Annotated in this window: 19 protein-coding genes and 1 pseudogene; all 20 read right to left on the reverse strand. The window is 42.8% G+C overall.

The features are described from left to right. Positions 1 to 34: 34 nt before the first annotated feature. Positions 35 to 1,282, reverse strand: coding sequence for a murein hydrolase activator EnvC family protein (locus tag LLW17_RS05380; RefSeq protein WP_228229237.1), 1,248 nt, complete (start codon positions 1,280 to 1,282; stop codon positions 35 to 37). Then, complete coding sequence (lolB1, locus tag LLW17_RS05385; protein ID WP_228229238.1) at positions 1,282 to 2,049, reverse strand: lipoprotein insertase outer membrane protein LolB1; 768 nt, start codon at positions 2,047 to 2,049, stop codon at positions 1,282 to 1,284. Before lolB1 ends, LLW17_RS05380 begins: the two co-directional genes overlap by 1 nt. Next, complete coding sequence (locus tag LLW17_RS05390) at positions 2,050 to 3,396, reverse strand: tetratricopeptide repeat protein (RefSeq protein ID WP_228229239.1); 1,347 nt, start codon at positions 3,394 to 3,396, stop codon at positions 2,050 to 2,052. Between the two features lie 9 nt (positions 3,397 to 3,405). After that, entirely contained in the window at positions 3,406 to 4,416 is a 1,011-nt protein-coding gene (locus LLW17_RS05395; protein ID WP_228229240.1) for a sugar phosphate nucleotidyltransferase, read from the reverse strand. Positions 4,417 to 4,520: 104 nt separating this feature from the next. Further along, positions 4,521 to 5,324 (reverse strand): MOSC domain-containing protein, encoded by an 804-nt coding sequence (locus LLW17_RS05400; RefSeq protein WP_228229241.1) that lies wholly within the window; start codon positions 5,322 to 5,324, stop codon positions 4,521 to 4,523. Positions 5,325 to 5,558: 234 nt separating this feature from the next. Then, positions 5,559 to 5,993, reverse strand: coding sequence for a dUTP diphosphatase (gene dut, locus LLW17_RS05405; RefSeq protein ID WP_228229242.1), 435 nt, complete (start codon positions 5,991 to 5,993; stop codon positions 5,559 to 5,561). A gap of 2 nt (positions 5,994 to 5,995) precedes the next feature. Then, a complete protein-coding gene (locus LLW17_RS05410) occupies positions 5,996 to 7,435 on the reverse strand; it encodes an oligosaccharide flippase family protein (RefSeq protein WP_228229243.1) in 1,440 nt (479 codons plus the stop codon). Positions 7,436 to 7,511: 76 nt separating this feature from the next. Beyond that, positions 7,512 to 7,937 carry a hypothetical protein gene (locus tag LLW17_RS05415; RefSeq protein ID WP_228229244.1) on the reverse strand — a complete coding sequence of 142 codons (426 nt, stop codon included), beginning with the start codon at positions 7,935 to 7,937 and terminating at the stop codon, positions 7,512 to 7,514. A gap of 99 nt (positions 7,938 to 8,036) precedes the next feature. Next, positions 8,037 to 8,909: an ATP synthase F1 subunit gamma gene (gene atpG, locus LLW17_RS05420; RefSeq protein ID WP_228229245.1), complete on the reverse strand. Its 873-nt coding sequence runs from the start codon at positions 8,907 to 8,909 to the stop codon at positions 8,037 to 8,039. 29 nt (positions 8,910 to 8,938) lie between these two features. Continuing rightward, a pseudogene (locus LLW17_RS05425) lies at positions 8,939 to 9,283 on the reverse strand (four helix bundle protein). Between the two features lie 33 nt (positions 9,284 to 9,316). Next, a complete protein-coding gene (gene atpA / locus LLW17_RS05430) occupies positions 9,317 to 10,897 on the reverse strand; it encodes a F0F1 ATP synthase subunit alpha (protein ID WP_228229246.1) in 1,581 nt (526 codons plus the stop codon). 47 nt (positions 10,898 to 10,944) lie between these two features. Next, a complete protein-coding gene (gene atpH, locus LLW17_RS05435; RefSeq protein ID WP_228229247.1) occupies positions 10,945 to 11,484 on the reverse strand; it encodes an ATP synthase F1 subunit delta in 540 nt (179 codons plus the stop codon). A 15-nt stretch (positions 11,485 to 11,499) separates the two neighbouring features. Continuing rightward, the gene (locus tag LLW17_RS05440) at positions 11,500 to 12,000 is read right to left on the reverse strand and encodes a F0F1 ATP synthase subunit B (RefSeq protein WP_228229248.1); all 501 of its coding nucleotides are present in this window, start codon (positions 11,998 to 12,000) and stop codon (positions 11,500 to 11,502) included. A 75-nt stretch (positions 12,001 to 12,075) separates the two neighbouring features. Next, complete coding sequence (atpE, locus tag LLW17_RS05445; protein WP_004569351.1) at positions 12,076 to 12,264, reverse strand: ATP synthase F0 subunit C; 189 nt, start codon at positions 12,262 to 12,264, stop codon at positions 12,076 to 12,078. Between the two features lie 17 nt (positions 12,265 to 12,281). After that, positions 12,282 to 13,469: a F0F1 ATP synthase subunit A gene (gene atpB, locus LLW17_RS05450; protein ID WP_228229249.1), complete on the reverse strand. Its 1,188-nt coding sequence runs from the start codon at positions 13,467 to 13,469 to the stop codon at positions 12,282 to 12,284. 90 nt (positions 13,470 to 13,559) lie between these two features. After that, positions 13,560 to 13,958, reverse strand: coding sequence for a DUF6168 family protein (locus tag LLW17_RS05455; protein WP_228229250.1), 399 nt, complete (start codon positions 13,956 to 13,958; stop codon positions 13,560 to 13,562). Further along, complete coding sequence (locus LLW17_RS05460) at positions 13,955 to 14,170, reverse strand: AtpZ/AtpI family protein (RefSeq protein ID WP_228229251.1); 216 nt, start codon at positions 14,168 to 14,170, stop codon at positions 13,955 to 13,957. Before LLW17_RS05460 ends, LLW17_RS05455 begins: the two co-directional genes overlap by 4 nt. Next, positions 14,139 to 14,543 (reverse strand): bactofilin family protein, encoded by a 405-nt coding sequence (locus tag LLW17_RS05465; RefSeq protein ID WP_228229252.1) that lies wholly within the window; start codon positions 14,541 to 14,543, stop codon positions 14,139 to 14,141. The genes LLW17_RS05460 and LLW17_RS05465 overlap by 32 nt, the downstream gene beginning before the upstream one ends. Beyond that, on the reverse strand, positions 14,543 to 17,059 hold the full coding sequence (gene porW / locus LLW17_RS05470) for a type IX secretion system periplasmic lipoprotein PorW/SprE (protein WP_228229253.1): 2,517 nt from the start codon (positions 17,057 to 17,059) through the stop codon (positions 14,543 to 14,545). The genes LLW17_RS05465 and porW overlap by 1 nt, the downstream gene beginning before the upstream one ends. Before the next feature lie 516 nt (positions 17,060 to 17,575). Next, positions 17,576 to 18,289, reverse strand: coding sequence for an ABC transporter ATP-binding protein (locus LLW17_RS05475; RefSeq protein ID WP_228229254.1), 714 nt, complete (start codon positions 18,287 to 18,289; stop codon positions 17,576 to 17,578). Positions 18,290 to 18,312 lie beyond the last annotated feature (23 nt).

Genomic DNA, 18,312 nt, shown 5'->3' on the forward strand with positions numbered 1-18,312 from the left:
TCAAAAAAAGGTTGCGCCTTTTTACTTAGAAAATCTACATATTATACACCCACTCTTCGGGGTTAAGGCGCTGAGAATCTTTGTAAACCAGGAATTTCAGGATGGTTTTACCGGTGAAGGAGTTTACGGCTATTTCGCCCAAGGCCTGCTTGGTTGAAACCTCATCATTTACTTTAACTTTAAGGTTTTTAAGGTTTTGGTAGACGGTAAGGTAATTTCCGTGACGTATAAGTATAGTATAACCTCCGCCACGTATCAATTGTATCTGTTGAACCGTACCTTTAAAAGCGGCACGTGCAACGCTCCCGGGAGCAGTTTCAATCTCTACCCCACTGTTGTAGGTCGTAATATTTGGTAAAGTAGGATGCTGAGAAGTCCCGAAGCGTTTGTAAATTCTGCCTCGTTCTACCGGCCAATCCATACGCCCTTTGTTGGACGCAAAGTCACTTGCCAGGGCTTTGGCTGCCGGAGTCAGGTTAAAGGTAGGCATCTCCCCCGCTTTTTCAACTTTAGTAGCTACGGCCCCGGTCTCCTTTTTAGAAGCCGCAATCGCCTCGCGTATCAGGCGGTCAATTTCTTTATCAATACGGTCTGCAGCCTTTTGCTTTTCGCGAATTTGTGCCACATACGTCGACTCTTTCTCCCTGATTTTGGCAATAAGCGCATCTTGCTGCTTTTTCTCGGCCTCCAGTTTTTCCTGCTCTTCGCGGTTTTGGGCAATAAGTTGCTGCTTTTCTTCCTTCTGCTTTATAAGGTCGTTGTTGGTTTGTTTCAGCAATTCGGTGCGCTCTTTAATTTGATCGCCCTGCTTTTTGCGGTAATTGCTGTACTGCTTCATATACTGCACCCGCTTATAGGCCTGCAAAAAACTTTCCGAAGACAGCAAAAACATAATCCGGCTCTGACTGCTCTTGCTTTTGTATGACTTTTCGACCATCGCGGCATAATCGGTCTTAAGCTTTTCGAGTTCGTCGCGCAGATCGCTTATTTTATTAATGTTCTGGTTTATTTTCTGCGTGAGCAAATTGGCCTGACTGTTTGTAACCTTAATGAGGTTTTGGCGAGTCTTGATTTTAGAATCCAGATCTTCAACCTGACTCAGCACGTTGCGCTCGTCTTTTTTGTTGCTTTGGCGCAGTTTGCTCAGCTCTTCAATCTGACTCATCAACTGCCGGCGCTGGCGCTCGAGTTCAGCCTGACGGTCGTTTTGGGCGAAAAGCGTAGAAGCTCCCAGGAGGAGCATCATAAAAATGAGTAGTTTGTAAAAGCGGGATGACTGCATTACAATTCGATTTCTTTAAGCCCCGAAGGTATTGAAAATGGAAAACTTACCGGCCTATTAAAGTCTAAACCGCGGTATTCGATATCAATCAGAGTGGCTTTGTCGCCTTCCTGAGCTTTTACGTATATTTCTGACGGAAAATAACCGGCCTGTTCTCTGGTAAAATCTCCATAATCAATCACCAGATCCCGACTTTCTTCCCGCTGCGTTAGACGTTGCTGCTGAAGCGTAAACGACCCGCTATTCAAATAGAAAAACAGATCAAACAGCGCAGACTGCTTTCGCGGAGCGATCACATAACGCGTAGAAGTAGGCCCGGCACTAAAACCACCGCTGCGTAAATCGTAAATAGGCTGCCCCAAAAGTAGCGCTTCTACCTGCTCGTAATTGAGTTCGGTGCCCAGCACCTCGCTGAGTAATTCAAAGTCTCCGTCGAAATAGGAACCGTCTATTTTCTCGTAAAACTGAACCCGATCTGGAGTAATCATCGCCTTAGCCAGCGAAATTCCCAGCACTGAAGCACTCATCCAGATGGCTTCTCCCTTTTTCATACGCAGACTTACGGTCACGCTTTGATTGGTTCCGGGATCCTGATAACGGATTTTTAAACGTGCAGCCAGGGTTTCAAACTGCGGATGGGTATCGTAATGGGAAGCGATAATTTTTGCAGATTCCAGGTCTTCGGTTGAGGCTACGCTTCGGGTAGATTTACAGGCCGAAAGGCTGACAACTAAAACAAGAATGAAAATTTTATATACTGTTTGCATTTATTGATTCAGGTTTGTGAGGCGTTTTTGATAGGCTTCCGCTTTTGCGGCATCACCCAGACCGGTATAGCCACGAGCCAGTTGCCGGTAAAAATCGGCCTCCATTTTTGGGTTTTCCGCTACATAATCTATGCCCATCTCGAGATAGCTTACAGCGTCTTTAAAATTGCCGAGCTCATTTTGAGCAACACCATAAGCCAAATAAAACACAGCCTGAGCAGGATACAGGCTTAAAGCCTCCTCGCTCAACGCAGCAGCTTCCTTATTTTGCCCGGCTTCTAGTTTAAGCAGGGTTAAATTACGCAGGACACCCAGATCTGTAGGTTCATTTTTATAAGCAGACTCGTAATAGGATAAGGCTTTATCGGTTTCCTGATTTTTCAGGTAATAGGCGCCCAGTTCTTCGCTTACATCGGTGTTTTCTTCCTCAGAAAACAGCGCGACGGCTTCCTCCAGTTCGGGCTGATACTCGGGATTGCGATCTGCGAAAATCAAAAAATCATTGAGTACACTGTGCTTGGCTTTTGGATCAATACGCTTGCTTTTCATCACTTTTTCGAGCGATTTTAAGGCTTGCGGAACAGCTCCTTCTTCCAAATGGAATTTATAAAGCGCTAGATGTACCTCGTCTGCCTGCGGATTCACCTTAAGCAACTTTTGAGCAGTGGCGTAAGCTTTATCGGTCTTGCCCTGCTCGCTGTATACATAGATTAGGTTCAGGTAATTTTGCTCCTCCTGCGGACTGGCTTTGATTTTTTCCAAAAGCATCTGCTCTTTAAAATCTCCTCCGCTCAGGGCTAAAGCCTGAGTGCGAATCTGATTGCGATAGGCGTCTTTACCCAACTCGGCATCCAGTTTATCAAGCACCTTAATCGCCTGCTCAAAATCTCCTTTAAGCACGTAAATACGCGCCAAATCTTCCTCGTAACGCAAATCAAATTTCGCCAGGTCCTTCACCAGATCAATCGCTTTCTCAAAATCCTGACGGGCGTAATAGACCTCATACAGGCTTTCCATAATGTCCTGTTGATTGGGCTTGAGCTGAAGGGCTTTGAGGTAGTTATTTTCAGCCTGCTGCAGGTTGCCTAATGCGGCTTCATTTTTCCCTTTTTCAAAATACAAAATGGGTTCCTGCGGGCGCAGATTGATGCATTTATCCAGAGCTGTGATGGCCCGGTCGTAGTTTTCGATCCCTTTTTGCTTCAGGGCTTCAAAAAACAGCTCCTGAAAATCATCGGTCACATCTTCAAGCTCATCCACATTTTCATCTTGCAGGGGACTGGGCTCCTGTGCTTCCGCCAAAGGCGAAAACAAAAAGAATACGAGTATGAGCGAGAGCCATTTCATCTATAAAATCTAAATCAATTCGGAGTAATCCCCGATGCTTATCGCGGTAAAGTTACCATCGAATTTGGCATGATTGCCTATCATCGCATTTTTTAACTGCGCATTAGTAATTGTACTGAAATTCTGAATCAAACTTTCAGAAACACTGCTGTTTTCAATTACCGTTCCGACACCTACAGACACGTTAGGTCCCACAGTGCTGTCTTTAATCACCACATTTTCGCCAATAAAACAAGGCGGAATAATCGATGCGTTTTCCAGTTTTGCGGTTTCCGAAACGAGATGCTTCCCTTCTTTATGCAAGAACTGAAGCATTCTGCCGTTAGTTTCCACCGTCACGTTTTTATTTCCGCAATCCATCCACTCGTCAATTTTTCCGGGCTTAAAGACGTAGCCTTTAGCCTGCATTTGCTTGATACCGTCGTTGATCTGGTACTCGCCGCCGTGCATCAACTGGGCATCTAAAACCGCCTGAAGTTCCTGTTTAAGCACTTCGCCCTGTTTAAAATAGTAGATACCAATCACTGCAAGGTCTGATACAAACTCGGCCGGTTTCTCAACCAGGCCGGTAATTTCATCAGCCTCATTAAGCGACACCACACCATACGCCTGCGGATTTGCAACCTGTTTTACCCAGATTACGCTGTCTGCCTCCTTGTCTAACGCAAAATCGGCCCTAAAAAGTGTATCGGCATAAGCGATCACGCAGGGTCCGCTTAGCGAATCCTGAGCACACATAATGGCGTGCCCGGTGCCCAGGGGTTTATCCTGATAGTAAATCGTGCCTTTTGCACCCAGACTTTGAGCCACTGCTTTGAGGTTTTCTTCGGTTTCAGGGCCAAAATCCTCTGCAATGATAAAGGCGATCTCTTCAATTTTTTCTTCTAAAACACCGGCTATATCTTCAACCAGGCGCTGTACAATGGGTTTACCGGCAATGGGAATCAGGGGTTTGGGTATTGTAAGGGTGTGCGGTCGCAGTCGGGAACCGCGGCCTGCCATAGGGACAATGATTTTCATTTCTTGTGTTTTAATTGTAGGTATAGACACCGACTGCTTCTGGTAATCAGCCGGCGATGCTGCAAAATACAAAGGATTTGATTGTTTGCCGAATTCACTAACAGCTATTTAAGATGTACGGAATCGGTTAGAGAAATCATTCCGGTAGTTTTTGGGATCAGGTACACGCCAAAATTGATTTGGTTTCCCTCTTTTTTATAGGCGAAAAGACTGCGTAAAGGTTCCTGATTGGAGTCAAAAACGGCAATTTCGGGTTTGATGGTAATGAGCGAACAGCGCGGCGTCGCGGTAATCACATCGAAAATACAATCGCCAATTATAACCTGTTTCCAGGTTTCTTCGGCATAAGCTTCAACTCCTGAAGTCACGATGTTGGGCCGGAAGCGCTCCACCGGAAGCGGTTGTTCTAATCGCGTATTGAGATCAACTACCGAAGCTTCTGAGATCAAATGAATAGGAAAACCGTCTGCAAACGAAATGGGATGCTCCTCGTTTAACGCGTATTTCGCACTTACCTGACGCAGTTTTTGAGGATACAACCGCACCAAACGCAAAGGTTCATCAAAGAGTCCGCTAAACCATTCGTCAGCTTTCCCGGAAACCGCTTTCCCAAATGCCGGTTTTTTAAAGAGCTCTAACTCGTAAACGCTTTCTTCTTCGGCATTTAAAGGAATTTCGATTGCAGTTCCTTCCGCAGAAATCCCCATCACATCAGTCTTTAAGGCAACCTCTACCTGCAGCAACTGTGGTTTTTCGCGGGCGGTGAGGATTTTGTTTTCGGCATTAACCAGTGCAAACTCCCGGTCGTGGGCAAAACCCAGGTCGCCTACCTGCGTTTGTTGCAAGGCAACGCTTCCCGCAGATTTAAGCGGATAGGTATAAAGCGATTGTATTCTGGGCTGATTCAAGTTTTGAGTTTTTTAAGGGAGTTTCCCCTGAAGTTTATCGGGAGCGATAGCACGATGAAGCTCCTGGTTGACTATAAAAAGTTTTCCGGATGAGTTTTCCGCCGAAGTTTATCGGGAGCGATAGCACGATGAAGCTCTTGGTTGACTATTGAAAGTTTTCCGCCTTCTTGACTTCGTGTGGCTGGTTTTCATAAGAGTTTTCCGCCTTCGCGGAAAAGGACAAATAGCTCATCGCTATTTTGTACCTGTACTTCCAAAGCCACCTGCTCCGCGGGCAGTTTCGCTCAATACCTCTACAGGATTCCACTCGACGCGCTCGTGTTTGGCGATCACAAGCTGGGCTATACGCTCCCCGCTTTCGATTGTAAAATCTTCATTCGATAAATTCACCAGAATCACCCCTATCTCACCTCGGTAATCGGCGTCGATGGTTCCGGGTGCATTGAGCACTGTGATCCCTTTTTTGGCCGCCAGACCGCTACGGGGACGCACCTGTGCCTCGATCCCAACGGGAAGCTCTATAAAAAATCCGGTTTTGATGATGGCACGCTCCAAAGGTTTGAGGGTAACGGGCGCATCAAGCTCGGCGCGAAGGTCCATTCCTGCTGAAGCTTCGGTCTCGTAATGGGGCAAGTCGTGACTGGACTTGTTGATGATATTGATTTGCATACTTATGCTGATTTTTTGGTTAAAATTCGTTTGAGTTCGCGGCCTTCCAGCGCAAATGTGATTCCTGCGAAAAGCAAAATAAACAGGGTATTGACCATGTAATTTCCTCTAAAAATATAGAACGAAAGCAGGGCGCTTCCCATCGCCAAGACCAAATAAAGCACAATGCGCAGGCTGTTGTACGGAATGCGGTAATGGCGTTGCCCAAAATAGTACGAGATGAGCATCATCGCGCCATAAGCCGCTACGGTAGCGTAAGCCGAAGCCATAAAACCAATTAGTGGAATAAAATACCAGTTTAAGCCAATGGTTAGCCCGGCACCAACGAGCGAGAAGTACATTCCGTAAAGCGTTTTATCGGTGAGTTTATACCACACCGCAAGATTGTGGTAAATACCCAGAAATAAATTGGCCAGCAGAATGTAGGGAACAATCTCAAGCGCAATAAAATAATCGGCATTACCGATGAGCAGGTCTTTAAAAAAGTCAATAAAACACACGATGATCATAAGACCCAAGGCACCGGCTATTGTGAAATACTTGAGAATAGTAGCATACGTTGCCGGAGCATTTTTACTGCTGGCGTGGTTAAAAAAGAAAGGCTCTGCACCCAATCGAAACGCCTGAATAAAAATGGTCATAAATACAGCCAGCTTGTAGCAACCGGAATAGGCGCCCATAATATCTTTATCATCAAACATATTGGCGAGTAAGAGCTTATCCAGATTTTCATTGACTACAAAAGCGAGGCCTGCAACCAAAACCGGCCAGCCGTAGCGCCAGAGTTGGCCAAAGAGCTGTTTGTCAAAAACAAGGCGGGTCGTGAAAAAGTCAGGCAAAATGAGCAGAAAGGTCACCGCACTGGCCATTAGGTTTGCGAAAAATATATAAACCAAATACGCGTCTGTACTATACCAACTGAAGTTTAATCCAAAATGCGGAATGGCCCAAAGCAACCCTATATTTAGAATTACATAAATCGCAAGGTTGATGAGTTTGATTCCTGCGAAACGCAGTGCCTTGCCTTTGGCGCGTAAATACGCGAATGGGGCCACAACCAGGGCGTCAAGTATAACCACCCCCAGGAGATAACCAAAATAGCGTACAGGCAGTTCTAGAGCTTCAGAAATGGGTGTTTTAAACAGCCAAAGGATGCCGAAAGTGAGCAATGTTGTTGTGGTAAGTGCTATCAGGACGGTACTATACACGCGTTGTTTATCTTTCGCTTTTGAAAAAAACCGAAAAAAAGCGGTTTCCATACCGTAAGTAAGCATCACATTGAGAAACGCGGCTCCAATGTAAAACGAGGTGTTTTCGGCGTAGCCTGAAGTCTCCAGCTTATCGGTATGCAGATAAACCAGTACCACGCTCATTATGCGCGGCAAAATCGTTGCCAGGCCATAGACCGCCGTATCTTTAACAAAACGCTTTAGGATGCTCAAGAAATAGCTTTTTAAAGTTTGGTTTTAAAGCTGAAATAAGATGTAAAAGTAGCATTCCCCAGCTAAACTGTGGGACTTATTGCACTTCAAAAATGGTGTAAAAACTGTCTTCTCCTACCGAATAGTGTAACAGGGCTTCATTCTCTTTAATCGCGTGGGGTACTTCAACAGGCATTACGGGTAACGGATTTTTAGACTCCTCAGCCATATTGGAAGAAAGGACTTTCTCGCCATCTGAAGTGTACAATGGGAAATCTGCATAGTAGGTGTTCTCTGCATCCCAAAGCACGGTAGCCTTACGCTGACCGAAATACATGCTTTTGAAAGCAACATCCCGGGGTAAAGCCGAGGTACGGAAAAATACTTTATGTCCGTCTACTTGTAAAGGTTCTTTTTCTGCTTCTAAAATTTTAAAAGGAGGATCATTTACAAGTTCTGAACTGCCCCCGCAGGACGTAATTATCATCAGAATAAAAAGTGAGAGCCATTTTAAGTGCATCATAAACTGCTTTTTGAGTTAACGCGAAAGCCGTCGGGATGGTATAGGGATTAAACCAAAAAGCCCCGCAAATTGCGAGGCTTCAAGATAAAAATTATTTTCTTAATTGTTTAAGGCTTCTGCACCACCCACGATTTCAAGGATTTCGTTTGTAATGGCTGCCTGTCTCGCTTTGTTATAGGTCAACTTAAGTTGATCTCTCAATTCTTTGGCGTTATCTGTCGCCTTGTGCATCGCAGTCATACGTGCGCCGTGCTCACTTGCTACTGAATCACGAATTCCCTTAAAGAACTGGGTCTTTAATGATTTTGGAATCAATTGTTTTACAATTTCGGCTTTAGAAGGCTCAAAAATATAATCCACATTGCCAGGCGTCACATCTTCAAACTGTTCCTTCAATGGAACAATTGGTAAAAACTGCTCGCGAATTACTACCTGAGTTGCTGCGTTTTTAAAAGAGTTGTAGACCAACTCTACTTTGTCATACACACCATCAGTAAATAAAGTCATCACACGCTCTGCAATTTCCTCTACATTCTCAAAAGTAAGATCATCGTAAACGGCATTGTTGTTATAAATAACCTGATACGATTTTTTAAGGATGTCGTTTGCTTTTTTACCAATAGTCAAGAAGTGTACTTGTTTCCCGGCATAAGCATTCTCTGCAATGTTCTTAGACTCCTTAACGATATTTGAGTTAAAAGCACCGGCAAGACCTCTGTTTGATGATATTGCAACAACCAAAACCTTTTCTACAGGACGCTCTTCTGCAAAACGGCTACCGCTGTCACCTTCGAGTGAAGCACTCAAATTTTGAAGCAACTCGGTTAGTTTATCAGAATAAGGTCGCATTGCAGTAATCGCATCCTGAGCTTTTTTCAACTTTGCAGCAGACACCATTTTCATGGCACTGGTGATCTGCATCGTAGAAGATACTGATGAAATGCGGTTACGTATTTCCTTTAAATTGGCCATTTCTTAAATTATGAATTATAAATTATGAATTATGAGTTTTTGATTATGCGAACCAACAATTTCAATAATTCATCACATTTTTCAGAGAGCTCTGCGGGCACATTAAAGACTTTAGTATAGTCTATGATCTGCATCCAATATTGAGTTTCTTCAGCCTCCTTTAACGCTATTCCCAATTTATTTTTAAAATCTTTAGTACTTACAGCTCTTTGCTATTCCCTAACATTTGCTCCAATGCTTGTGCCTGACTTCAGAAGTTGACTTGCTATTTCATAAAAACCAGCTGACTTCAGCTTTTGTGAATACAAAACAATATCACAGGCAAAATAAAATGACTTATCAACAATCGCATTATTTCTAGGAACGTAAGACATAACAATTCAAAATTCTGAATTTAGAATTCTGAATTACTTTTTATACCTCGATGAAAGATCGTTAGCTACTGTAGTTAAGGTATCAATAGCCTCGTCAGTAAGTTTTCCTGCTTTAAGGGCATCTAACACGTCTCTGTGCTTGGCATTAAGAAACTCTAAATAATCGCGCTCAAACTCTTTAACTTTATTGATAGGCACATTACGCAACAGATTTTTAGAACCTGCATAGATAATCGCAATCTGATCTTCTACCGTATATGGCGTGTTTTCAGCCTGCTTTAAAATCTCCACGTTACGCTTACCTTTTTCGATTACGCTAAGTGTAGCCGCATCAAGGTCAGAACCAAATTTCGCAAAAGCTTCCAGTTCACGGAAAGCCGCCTGATCCAGTTTTAGAGTACCCGAAACTTTCTTCATTGATTTGATCTGAGCAGAACCACCCACACGAGATACCGAAATACCCACGTTAATTGCAGGACGTACACCAGAGTTGAATAAGTCACCATCTAAGAAGATCTGACCATCTGTAATCGAAATCACGTTAGTAGGGATATATGCCGAAACGTCACCAGCCTGTGTCTCAATAATTGGAAGTGCAGTCAATGAACCACCACCTTTTACGATAGGCTTTAAACTATCCGGTAGGTCATTCATGTTTTTTGCGATCTCATCATCTGCAATAACTTTTGCAGCACGCTCCAATAAACGCGAGTGCAGGAAGAAAACGTCTCCAGGATATGCCTCACGACCCGGTGGACGACGAAGCAAAAGCGATACCTCACGATATGCTACCGCCTGTTTTGATAAATCATCATAAATGATCAAAGCAGGACGACCCGTATCTCTAAAATACTCACCAATTGCAGCACCTGCGAAAGGCGCATACACCTGCATAGGAGCAGGATCAGATGCGTTTGCAGCTACGATAGTGGTATAGGCTAAAGCACCTTTTTCTTCAAGAACGCTGGCAATACCGGCAACTGTAGATGCTTTTTGACCTACAGCTACATAGATACAATATACAGGCTCACCTGCGTCATAAAATTCTTTTTGATTCAAAATGGTATCAATACAAACCGTTGTTTTACCGGTCTGACGGTCACCAATAACAAGCTCACGTTGACCACGACCTACAGGAATCATCGCATCGATAGATTTGATACCTGTTTGTAACGGCTCGTTTACCGGCTGACGGTAGATTACTCCCGGAGCTTTACGCTCTAGCGGCATCTCAAAAGTTTCACCCTGAATCGCTCCTTTACCGTCTATAGGCTGACCCAGTGTGTTAACCACACGGCCAACAATACCTTCACCTACATTGATCGAAGCAATACGTTGGGTACGCTTAACGGTTGCTCCTTCACTAATTTCTTTTGAAGGACCTAAGAGTACAACCCCTACGTTATCTTCTTCAAGGTTAAGTACGATACCTTCTAATCCCCCGTCAAACTCTACAAGTTCACCGTATTGTGCATTAGAAAGACCGTAAACACGGGCAATACCATCACCCACGGTAAGTACAGTACCTACTTCGTCTAAAGAAGCCGAGGCTTCAAAACCTGAAAGTTGTTTCTTTAAAATTGATGAAACTTCAGCTGGATTTACTTCTGCCATTTTGTTTGATATCTAAGCAGGCTTTAAAAAATTAAAGCCCATTTTAATTATATACGTTTACTAAATTCTTTTTGTACTTTATCCAGTTGATTGCTCACACTGGCGTCGTATTGAACATCTCCTATTCTCAGGACAAAACCACCCAGAATACTCGGGTCGATGTGATGCTCAAGTGAAACTTCCTCACTACCGGTAAGGGATTTTACCTTGGCCAAAATCTTTGAATCCAATGACGGATCTAAAGCCACTGCCGTGGTTACTTTGGCCGAAACAATACCCTTTGAAGTATTATACAGCTTTAAGTATGCTGCTGCCACTTCTCCCAATATAGCAGATCGTTTTTTATCGACCAAAAGATCAATAAGACTTAGGGTACTTACATCATGGCCTTTAAAAATGGCCTGTAACGAAGCACGCTTATCTTCAGCCTTTATGACCGGACTTTTAAGCACACTGCGCAATTCTTTGCTCGCATTGAGGGTAGCGCTAATTGATTTCATGTTACCAAAAACCACCTCTTCAGTTCCCTTCTCGCGGGCCTGATCTAAAATAGCTTTTGCATAACGAATTGCTGCTCTTGAAGACATGAACTGCTTTTTATATTAATTAAGGTTAGCGTCCTGCAGCATTTTCTCTACATACTGCATCTGCTTATTCTTATCTGAAAGCTCATCTTTAACCACTTTCTCGGCGATTTCTAATGAGAGTACAGCTACCTGATTTTTTAATTCTGCAACTGCAGCGCGTTTTTCGGCTTCAATAGCTTCCTGCGCCTGTGCGATAATTTTTGAAGCCTGCTCTTTAGCATCATCTTCAGCCTCAGCGATCATTTTTGTTCTGATCTCACGGGCATCTTTAAGCATAGCATCACGCTCTATACGTGCTTCCTGTAGTGCCTTTTCGTTATCAGCCTGAAGATTTTTCATCTCCAAACGGGCCTTTTCAGCCGCATCAAGTGCACCCTGGATTCCCTGCTCACGCTCGTCTAAAGAGTTTAAGATAGGTTTCCACGCAAATTTCTTCATCAACAAGATGAGAATCAGCAAAATAACGGCTTGCATTACAAACAAGCCCGGGGAAAAATCATTTAATAATTGATCCATCTCTAATTTAATGTTTTAAATAAAACAACTCCTGCAACCAACCGTTGCAGGAATTGCTTAGTTGTTTAACTGGGATTATTTACCTAAAATCAACGCACCGAAAGCAAGACCTTCTAAAAGTGCACCGATGATAATCATCGCAGTTTGAATCTTTCCAGCCGCTTCAGGTTGACGAGCGATACCTTCCATCGCTTTACCACCGATTTGTCCTAGTCCGATACCACCACCGATAACGATTAATCCAGCTCCAATTAAATTGTACATAACAATTGATTTAAAAATTAAACAAAACTTTCTCTCACATCCTCCACATCGTCAATCTCATGACCTTCGGCATCGTGCTCATGATGATGGTCGTGTTCTGCAACCGCCATACCAATGAACAGGGCCGATAGCATCGTAAAGATAAATGCCTGTAAGAATGCAACTAATATTTCAATAACCGAGATAAAGAGCGTAAGTACAAGAGAAAGTCCTGTAGAACCTACAGCGCCAAACTGGGCTTTTAATGTGATCATTAAAGCAATTAAACCCATTACCACTACGTGACCGGCAGTGATGTTTGCAAACAAACGTATAAGCAGGGAAAAAGGCTTGGTTAAGATTCCTAAAAGTTCAATAGGAATAAGTATGATTTTCATAATAACCGGTACATCGGGCATCCAGAAAATATGTTTCCAGTAATCTTTGTTTCCGCTAAACTGCACAATTACAAAAGTGAACAGCGCAAGACATACGGTTACTGCAATCTGACCGGTGATGTTGAACCCAAAAGGCGTCATCCCCAATAGGTTTGAAACCCAGATAAAGAAAAACACCGTCAACAAGAAACTCATGTACTTGCGATACTTGTTCTCGCCAATGTTGGGGCGGGCAATCTCGTCACGAACATAAATCACCAACGGCTCTAAAGCGCGGCCAAAACCGGTAGGGATATTTTTCCTTTTGTATTGTCTTCCAAGTGAACCAAACCAGAAAAGCAACAACAGCCCAACCAGGATAATCCCGAAAACACTTTTAGTAATCGATAAATCGAAGGGATGATGCGCATTAACCGGATGGTGATCTTCGCCCATAACGATTTCTTCTGCACCTTCTTCTAATTCGTAAATTTTGTCGTGTAGATTCACAAAACGGCTTCCTCCTGCCTCAACAACTACCTCACCATCAATATCGTGGTGAAACTCTGAAGACATAAAGGCCACGGGACCATTACTTGCCCAAACAATTACCGGCAAAGAAAACCCAAAGTGCTGACGCTCTCCCGCTGCATCTGTGTACGAGAACAAATGGAAGTCGTGAGAGTCTTTGAGGTGATGATTGGTATAATCTGTAATTTCCTTCTGCGTGTCTACAGGACCCTCATCATTAGCTTCTGCCACACTTTGCTCTTGTGCGCTTGCAAAAGATCCTATCAATAAAAAACTGATAACAGCTAGAAAATGAATGCGTAAAGAACTTATCTTCATTATAATTTTTTAAAAAATCAGGCTTGCTAAAATTTGGTGCAAAACTAATCATTTTATTCACAATAGCACCTTTTTTATGCAAATATAAAATCAGGTTTTTTTATTTAATATCCTGATCAGGAGTAATACCTCATAAATTAAGAATATAAATATGGGTATCAACATGCTAAGCCGCTGCAAACGTGTAAAAACTTCTTCCTGAAACAGCAAATCTTTAAACACCAATCCCATAAAAAGCAGTTTGCCAAAAATTGTGAATAAAAAAATAAAGCCCAACTTGTCGTAAAATGCCGGAACCAACGCAGGAAGGCTTATAAATGTGAGGCAAATGATAAGGCTGCTAATCCCTGCAAACAGGTAAAAATTAAGCAATTTATAAGGCAGCTCTATGTCAAGCAACTGCAGCAAACCACTGTGCAAAAAGTAAGCGACAACACCTGTCACCAGTAATAAGGCGGCGTTGCTTAGTAAGCGTTTGTTAAGATTCATGAATTGAGGCTTTTTACGGCGCGTATAATTACATACATAGACAGAAAAACGGCAAGGAGTGAAACTAAGGGCTCCAGAAATTGGGTTTCAAATTTGCGATCAAGCCATTCTCCGAGGAGATTACCCAGGTAAATCGTCAATCCCATCTGGATCGCAATAGTAGAAAATTTGGCCCAGCTTTTAAGCGGACTTTCCGGCTTCTTGTTTGACATCGTCTGTTAAGTTCTTAACCCCGGTTCCCATAACGCAGGTTGCATTAAAATCTGCTCCCGGCTCTACCGAAAGTCTCCCGGTGGTCACCTCTCCCTTCACCACAGCCGAACTTCTGAGGTTAAGTAATCCTTCTATCGCCAGAGTACCATCAACGGTACCTTCAAGATCTGCCTCTTTACAAATGAGTGTGCCTTTAAGCATTCCGTTTTTACCAATGACAACTTTACCGGTGCTTTCCATCTTTCCTTCAAGGCTTCCGTCAATTCTAAAATCACCTTCAGATTTGATCTCTCCGGTGATAGAAGTCCCTTTACTGATTCGGTTTTGCTTACTTCCGTCTTCGATTTCGGTTCTTCCTTTGTCTTTTCTCATCACTTCGTTTCTAGATTTTTATAGGCTTGCAGATTCTTGTGTATCTGAATGGTTCGATAATTTTGCGAATTTATAACAACAGGTTCTTCTTCTTTTATCCCAATGATTTTTTCGCGGTTTAGCGTTTCTGAAAAAATTAAAGCTTCGGCTGCAGAAACAAAACCATGAAAAACCAAAAATTCGGTGTTTTCATCATAAACATCTATTGAAACACTCAAATCCTTACGCGACTGCCGACTCAAAAAAGCTTGTGCAGCGTCTTTCAATTTAAGGGTTTCGGGATGATTATTTTTTACATAAGGATACAGCAGTTTAAAGCTGAAAGCTTCAGCATCGGCAATAAAATCTGAACTTTTAACGGCCGGCAATCCCTTTTCCAGTAATTCTTTGGCACGTTTACCTTCGTCCTGATTGGGATAATTGAGCGCAACATAATTTAACGCTTCCTCCCAGGCACCAAAGCCTTTAAGCTTACCGGTTGCCAGTGCTTTTAGGAGTTCAAATTTTGGCGCGAAAGTATCACCGGCAAACTCATCAATGTAATCCTGAGATTTAGCGATTACCGCCTCGTACTCCTGATTTTCGTATTGCTTATACAACCTGTTGTAAACGGCTTCGGGACTAGATTGATCCTGCTCAAGGGTCTTACCTGGATTTTTAATAATGCTGGCGTAACGGGTATCACCGTAATTCTGAAGAATATCGAATTTATTCTTGTCCCGGTTGAAGGTGTCGCCTTCAGACTCATAAAGTTGGTACAAATTGTATTTCGCCGGAAGGATTAAGCGTTCTTCAGGGTTACTGGCAAGCAGGTTTTCAAGCCGCTGAATGGCTAAAACGGGTTCGCTTAATTTCTCCTTATAGATTAAACCCAGCTGGTAATAGGCAAAATTTCGTTCGGTTTGAATGCTGTCTACAGCAGCCGGGGCAGTCGGTATTTTACTCACATAGCTATCTATCGAATACAATTTGTCATCACCAAAGTCCTGATCTTCCTGCTGAGCGGCAGTCGCAGCTTCGTCTGGCAAGACGCCGAGTCTGGTTGAGATACGCCAGTAATCTTCATTAGGGCGCGAACCCCAGCGGTTTTTAAAATCGAGTTTTCCCTGTGCAACCTGAGTTGGGTTGTAGAAGTAAAAGCTTCCGCCCTGGGGAGGCCCATTGCTGTTATCCGCAACAAAAAACTCATTATTTGCCAAAGTAGCCTCTGCAATTTCTGAAGCAATCGAATCTTTTGCCCGTTTTTCTTTGAGCATTGTGATGTAATTTTCAAAATAAGCTGTGCGCTCTGCATCACTCATGCGCACCAGATTTAAAATACTGTCGTTGCGTGTGGCAATGCCTTCATAGAGAATCACATCATTGAGATTCTCGCGCTTTTTGCTGATACGGCGGTACTCCTGGGTATTTTCGGGTACGTAAGTAAGCGTGCTGTCATAATATGCCCCTGCAATGAGGTACTCTGAATTGTCAAAATTGAGATCGCCAAGACTCAGGTAATTACGCGAGGTCAAATAGTTATCTGGACTGTTGGCACGAATGGATTTATTGAAATAAGAAACTGCCGAATCCTGTTGTCCCACATTGAGGTAAAACTGAGCAAACTGATGCTGAATGATATCCAAATAAGGTCTGTTTTCCCGATTCTCTTCCAGATCTGTCAAAAGATTGAAGGCAAGCTGTGGATCCTGACCTTCATAATTGAAATTGCGCAGTTTGTTAACATACGCATTGATCATATACCTGCGCGGCGACTTACGATTGAGATCGATTACCTTATCGTAATTGGCATTGGCTAGCAGCGGTTGACCTACGCGGTCATACAATTGCCCTTTTATAAAGTAATAGCGGCCTTTCTCTTCGTTTTTACGGGTGAGATAAGCGGCCTTTTCAATATAGACCAAAGCGCTGTCCAGTCGGTTTTCTTCAATATAACCCTGAGCCAGCATAGCCGAAGCGTCAGCAAAATCCTGCTGGTCTAAAGCATCTTCCTCGTCAAGAAGCTTGTGCAGACTTTCAATTGCAATTTTGGTGTTATTAAGGCGCAGATTTGTTTTGGCCTTCCAGATTTTGGCCTGAGCAATGTTATTGCTGGCGGGATAATACGCCAGAATATAATTAAAAGCCTCAAGTGCACGCACGTAGCGCAAATCGTAATATCGGGCTTTACCTAAAAGCATAAACGCCTCGTCAATCTGGGGATTACGCTCGGTGCCGTCTATTTCCATACTGTGTTTTTGTATGGCTTTTATGGCTTTTTCTTCGGCACGCTCAAAACTGGGATCTACGGCTTCACCGGGAAGCGGTATAAAGTCTGGAGAGTCCAGGCGTTCTACCGGTAAAATCTCCCAAAAATTATCCTGATAACTCTCAATAAGAGCGTCACGTCCCTGCTCAAAAGCCTGCCTGCCATTGAACAGCGTATTGTACTCTGCAGTAATCGCGTGAAAATTTCTACTTAGAAATTTATCTTTCTTACGGGAACAACCTGCCAAAACGGCGAGAAGTAAGGCCACGAGAAGTATTTTTTGTACCGAAGTCTGCAAATCTTAGTTGATTATTAAGCAATAACTGCAAAGTAGCAAAATTAGTATGAAGGGGTTAAAATGCTGCGAAAATAATTTTGAAACTAATACTGGCCAAGTATAACTGCTATCTGATAAGTTATAGCTATAACGAAAATAATCCTTGTTCTAAAAAAATTGATCAAATGAAACAAAGTATTATTTATCCTTGATTCTATTCCATCATTTGATATACGTGACTCTATGATCATACCCGCCACCGAAAAAAATAAAAGAAATAGTAAAGTAACTCTCAAATAATTAAAGAATTGATCATTCGACATTCCAAAGCTGGAACAGTAGTAATATTGAATAAGAGTAAACAAAACTGCAAATCCGATCATACCAAAAAGAAGTCTCTTTGATATAATAAAATCTCGAACGAATACGTAATAGACTAGGAAGTCTAAAGCCGCAAAAAATATTAAATAGAATATTTGAATCACTCTTTTATTCTACAAACTTCATCTACTCCACCAAGGGCTCCTCCTTACTAAAATACGCTTCCAGTTCTTTAAGGGTTGCTTCAGAAGTCTTGATGTCTTTTACCAGTTTCCCTTTTTCGAGGACTACAATACGCTCGCAGACTTCGGTTACGTGAATGAGATCGTGGCTTGAGACCAGCACGGTAATGTCACGGTCAGTTGCCAGTTTTTTAATAATACCTTTTAAGCGAATTTGTGTCGTAGGATCGAGATTGGCAAAAGGCTCGTCCAGTATAATTACATCGGGATTGCCAATTAGCGTAGCCACAATGCCTACTTTCTTTTGGTTTCCTTTAGATAAATCGCGTAAATACTTGCGTTTGCCCAGAATTTCATCGTTAAAAAAGTCGGTAAATCCTGCGAGTAAAGCATCCACATCAGCCTTGTTTTGCCCGCGCAGTTCGCCAATAAAGTAAAAATATTCTTCAGCCGTAAGATACCCAATCAGGAAACTTTCGTCAATAAAGGAAGCCGTGTGCGATTTCCAGGCTTCGCTTTCATTGACCTTGCTTTCGCCATTTTGAATGTAACCCGTTGTAGGCTGAATCAGGTCTAGTAACGCGCTAAAAAGCGTGGTCTTTCCGGCACCATTATTCCCCACAAGGCCAAAAGATTCGCCTTTAGGAATGTGCAGTTCTTCGATATTTAAAACAGTAACGCCGCTATAGGTCTTCGATAAGTTGTGAATATGGATCATAATACTAATTTTCTTAATTGTTG

Origin of the sequence: Leeuwenhoekiella parthenopeia, assembly GCF_020782115.1 — a bacterium.
Lineage (GTDB): Bacteria > Bacteroidota > Bacteroidia > Flavobacteriales > Flavobacteriaceae > Leeuwenhoekiella > Leeuwenhoekiella parthenopeia.

Excerpts from the sequence above, each read along its gene's own strand:
- lolB1 (WP_228229238.1), bottom strand. The coding sequence starts at position 2,049 with ATGCAAACAGTATATAAAATTTTCATTCTTGTTTTAGTTGTCAGCCTT.
- LLW17_RS05465 (WP_228229252.1), bottom strand. The coding sequence starts at position 14,543 with ATGAGAAAAGACAAAGGAAGAACCGAAATCGAAGACGGAAGTAAGCAA.
- atpG (WP_228229245.1), bottom strand. The coding sequence starts at position 8,909 with ATGGCCAATTTAAAGGAAATACGTAACCGCATTTCATCAGTATCTTCT.
- atpA (WP_228229246.1), bottom strand. The coding sequence starts at position 10,897 with ATGGCAGAAGTAAATCCAGCTGAAGTTTCATCAATTTTAAAGAAACAA.
- atpB (WP_228229249.1), bottom strand. The coding sequence starts at position 13,469 with ATGAAGATAAGTTCTTTACGCATTCATTTTCTAGCTGTTATCAGTTTT.
- atpE (WP_004569351.1), bottom strand. The coding sequence starts at position 12,264 with ATGTACAATTTAATTGGAGCTGGATTAATCGTTATCGGTGGTGGTATC.
- LLW17_RS05440 (WP_228229248.1), bottom strand. The coding sequence starts at position 12,000 with ATGGATCAATTATTAAATGATTTTTCCCCGGGCTTGTTTGTAATGCAA.
- LLW17_RS05475 (WP_228229254.1), bottom strand. The coding sequence starts at position 18,289 with ATGATCCATATTCACAACTTATCGAAGACCTATAGCGGCGTTACTGTT.
- LLW17_RS05380 (WP_228229237.1), bottom strand. The coding sequence starts at position 1,282 with ATGCAGTCATCCCGCTTTTACAAACTACTCATTTTTATGATGCTCCTC.
- LLW17_RS05455 (WP_228229250.1), bottom strand. The coding sequence starts at position 13,958 with ATGAATCTTAACAAACGCTTACTAAGCAACGCCGCCTTATTACTGGTG.
- LLW17_RS05395 (WP_228229240.1), bottom strand. The coding sequence starts at position 4,416 with ATGAAAATCATTGTCCCTATGGCAGGCCGCGGTTCCCGACTGCGACCG.
- LLW17_RS05390 (WP_228229239.1), bottom strand. The coding sequence starts at position 3,396 with ATGAAATGGCTCTCGCTCATACTCGTATTCTTTTTGTTTTCGCCTTTG.
- dut (WP_228229242.1), bottom strand. The coding sequence starts at position 5,993 with ATGCAAATCAATATCATCAACAAGTCCAGTCACGACTTGCCCCATTAC.
- LLW17_RS05460 (WP_228229251.1), bottom strand. The coding sequence starts at position 14,170 with ATGTCAAACAAGAAGCCGGAAAGTCCGCTTAAAAGCTGGGCCAAATTT.
- atpH (WP_228229247.1), bottom strand. The coding sequence starts at position 11,484 with ATGTCTTCAAGAGCAGCAATTCGTTATGCAAAAGCTATTTTAGATCAG.
- LLW17_RS05415 (WP_228229244.1), bottom strand. The coding sequence starts at position 7,937 with ATGATGCACTTAAAATGGCTCTCACTTTTTATTCTGATGATAATTACG.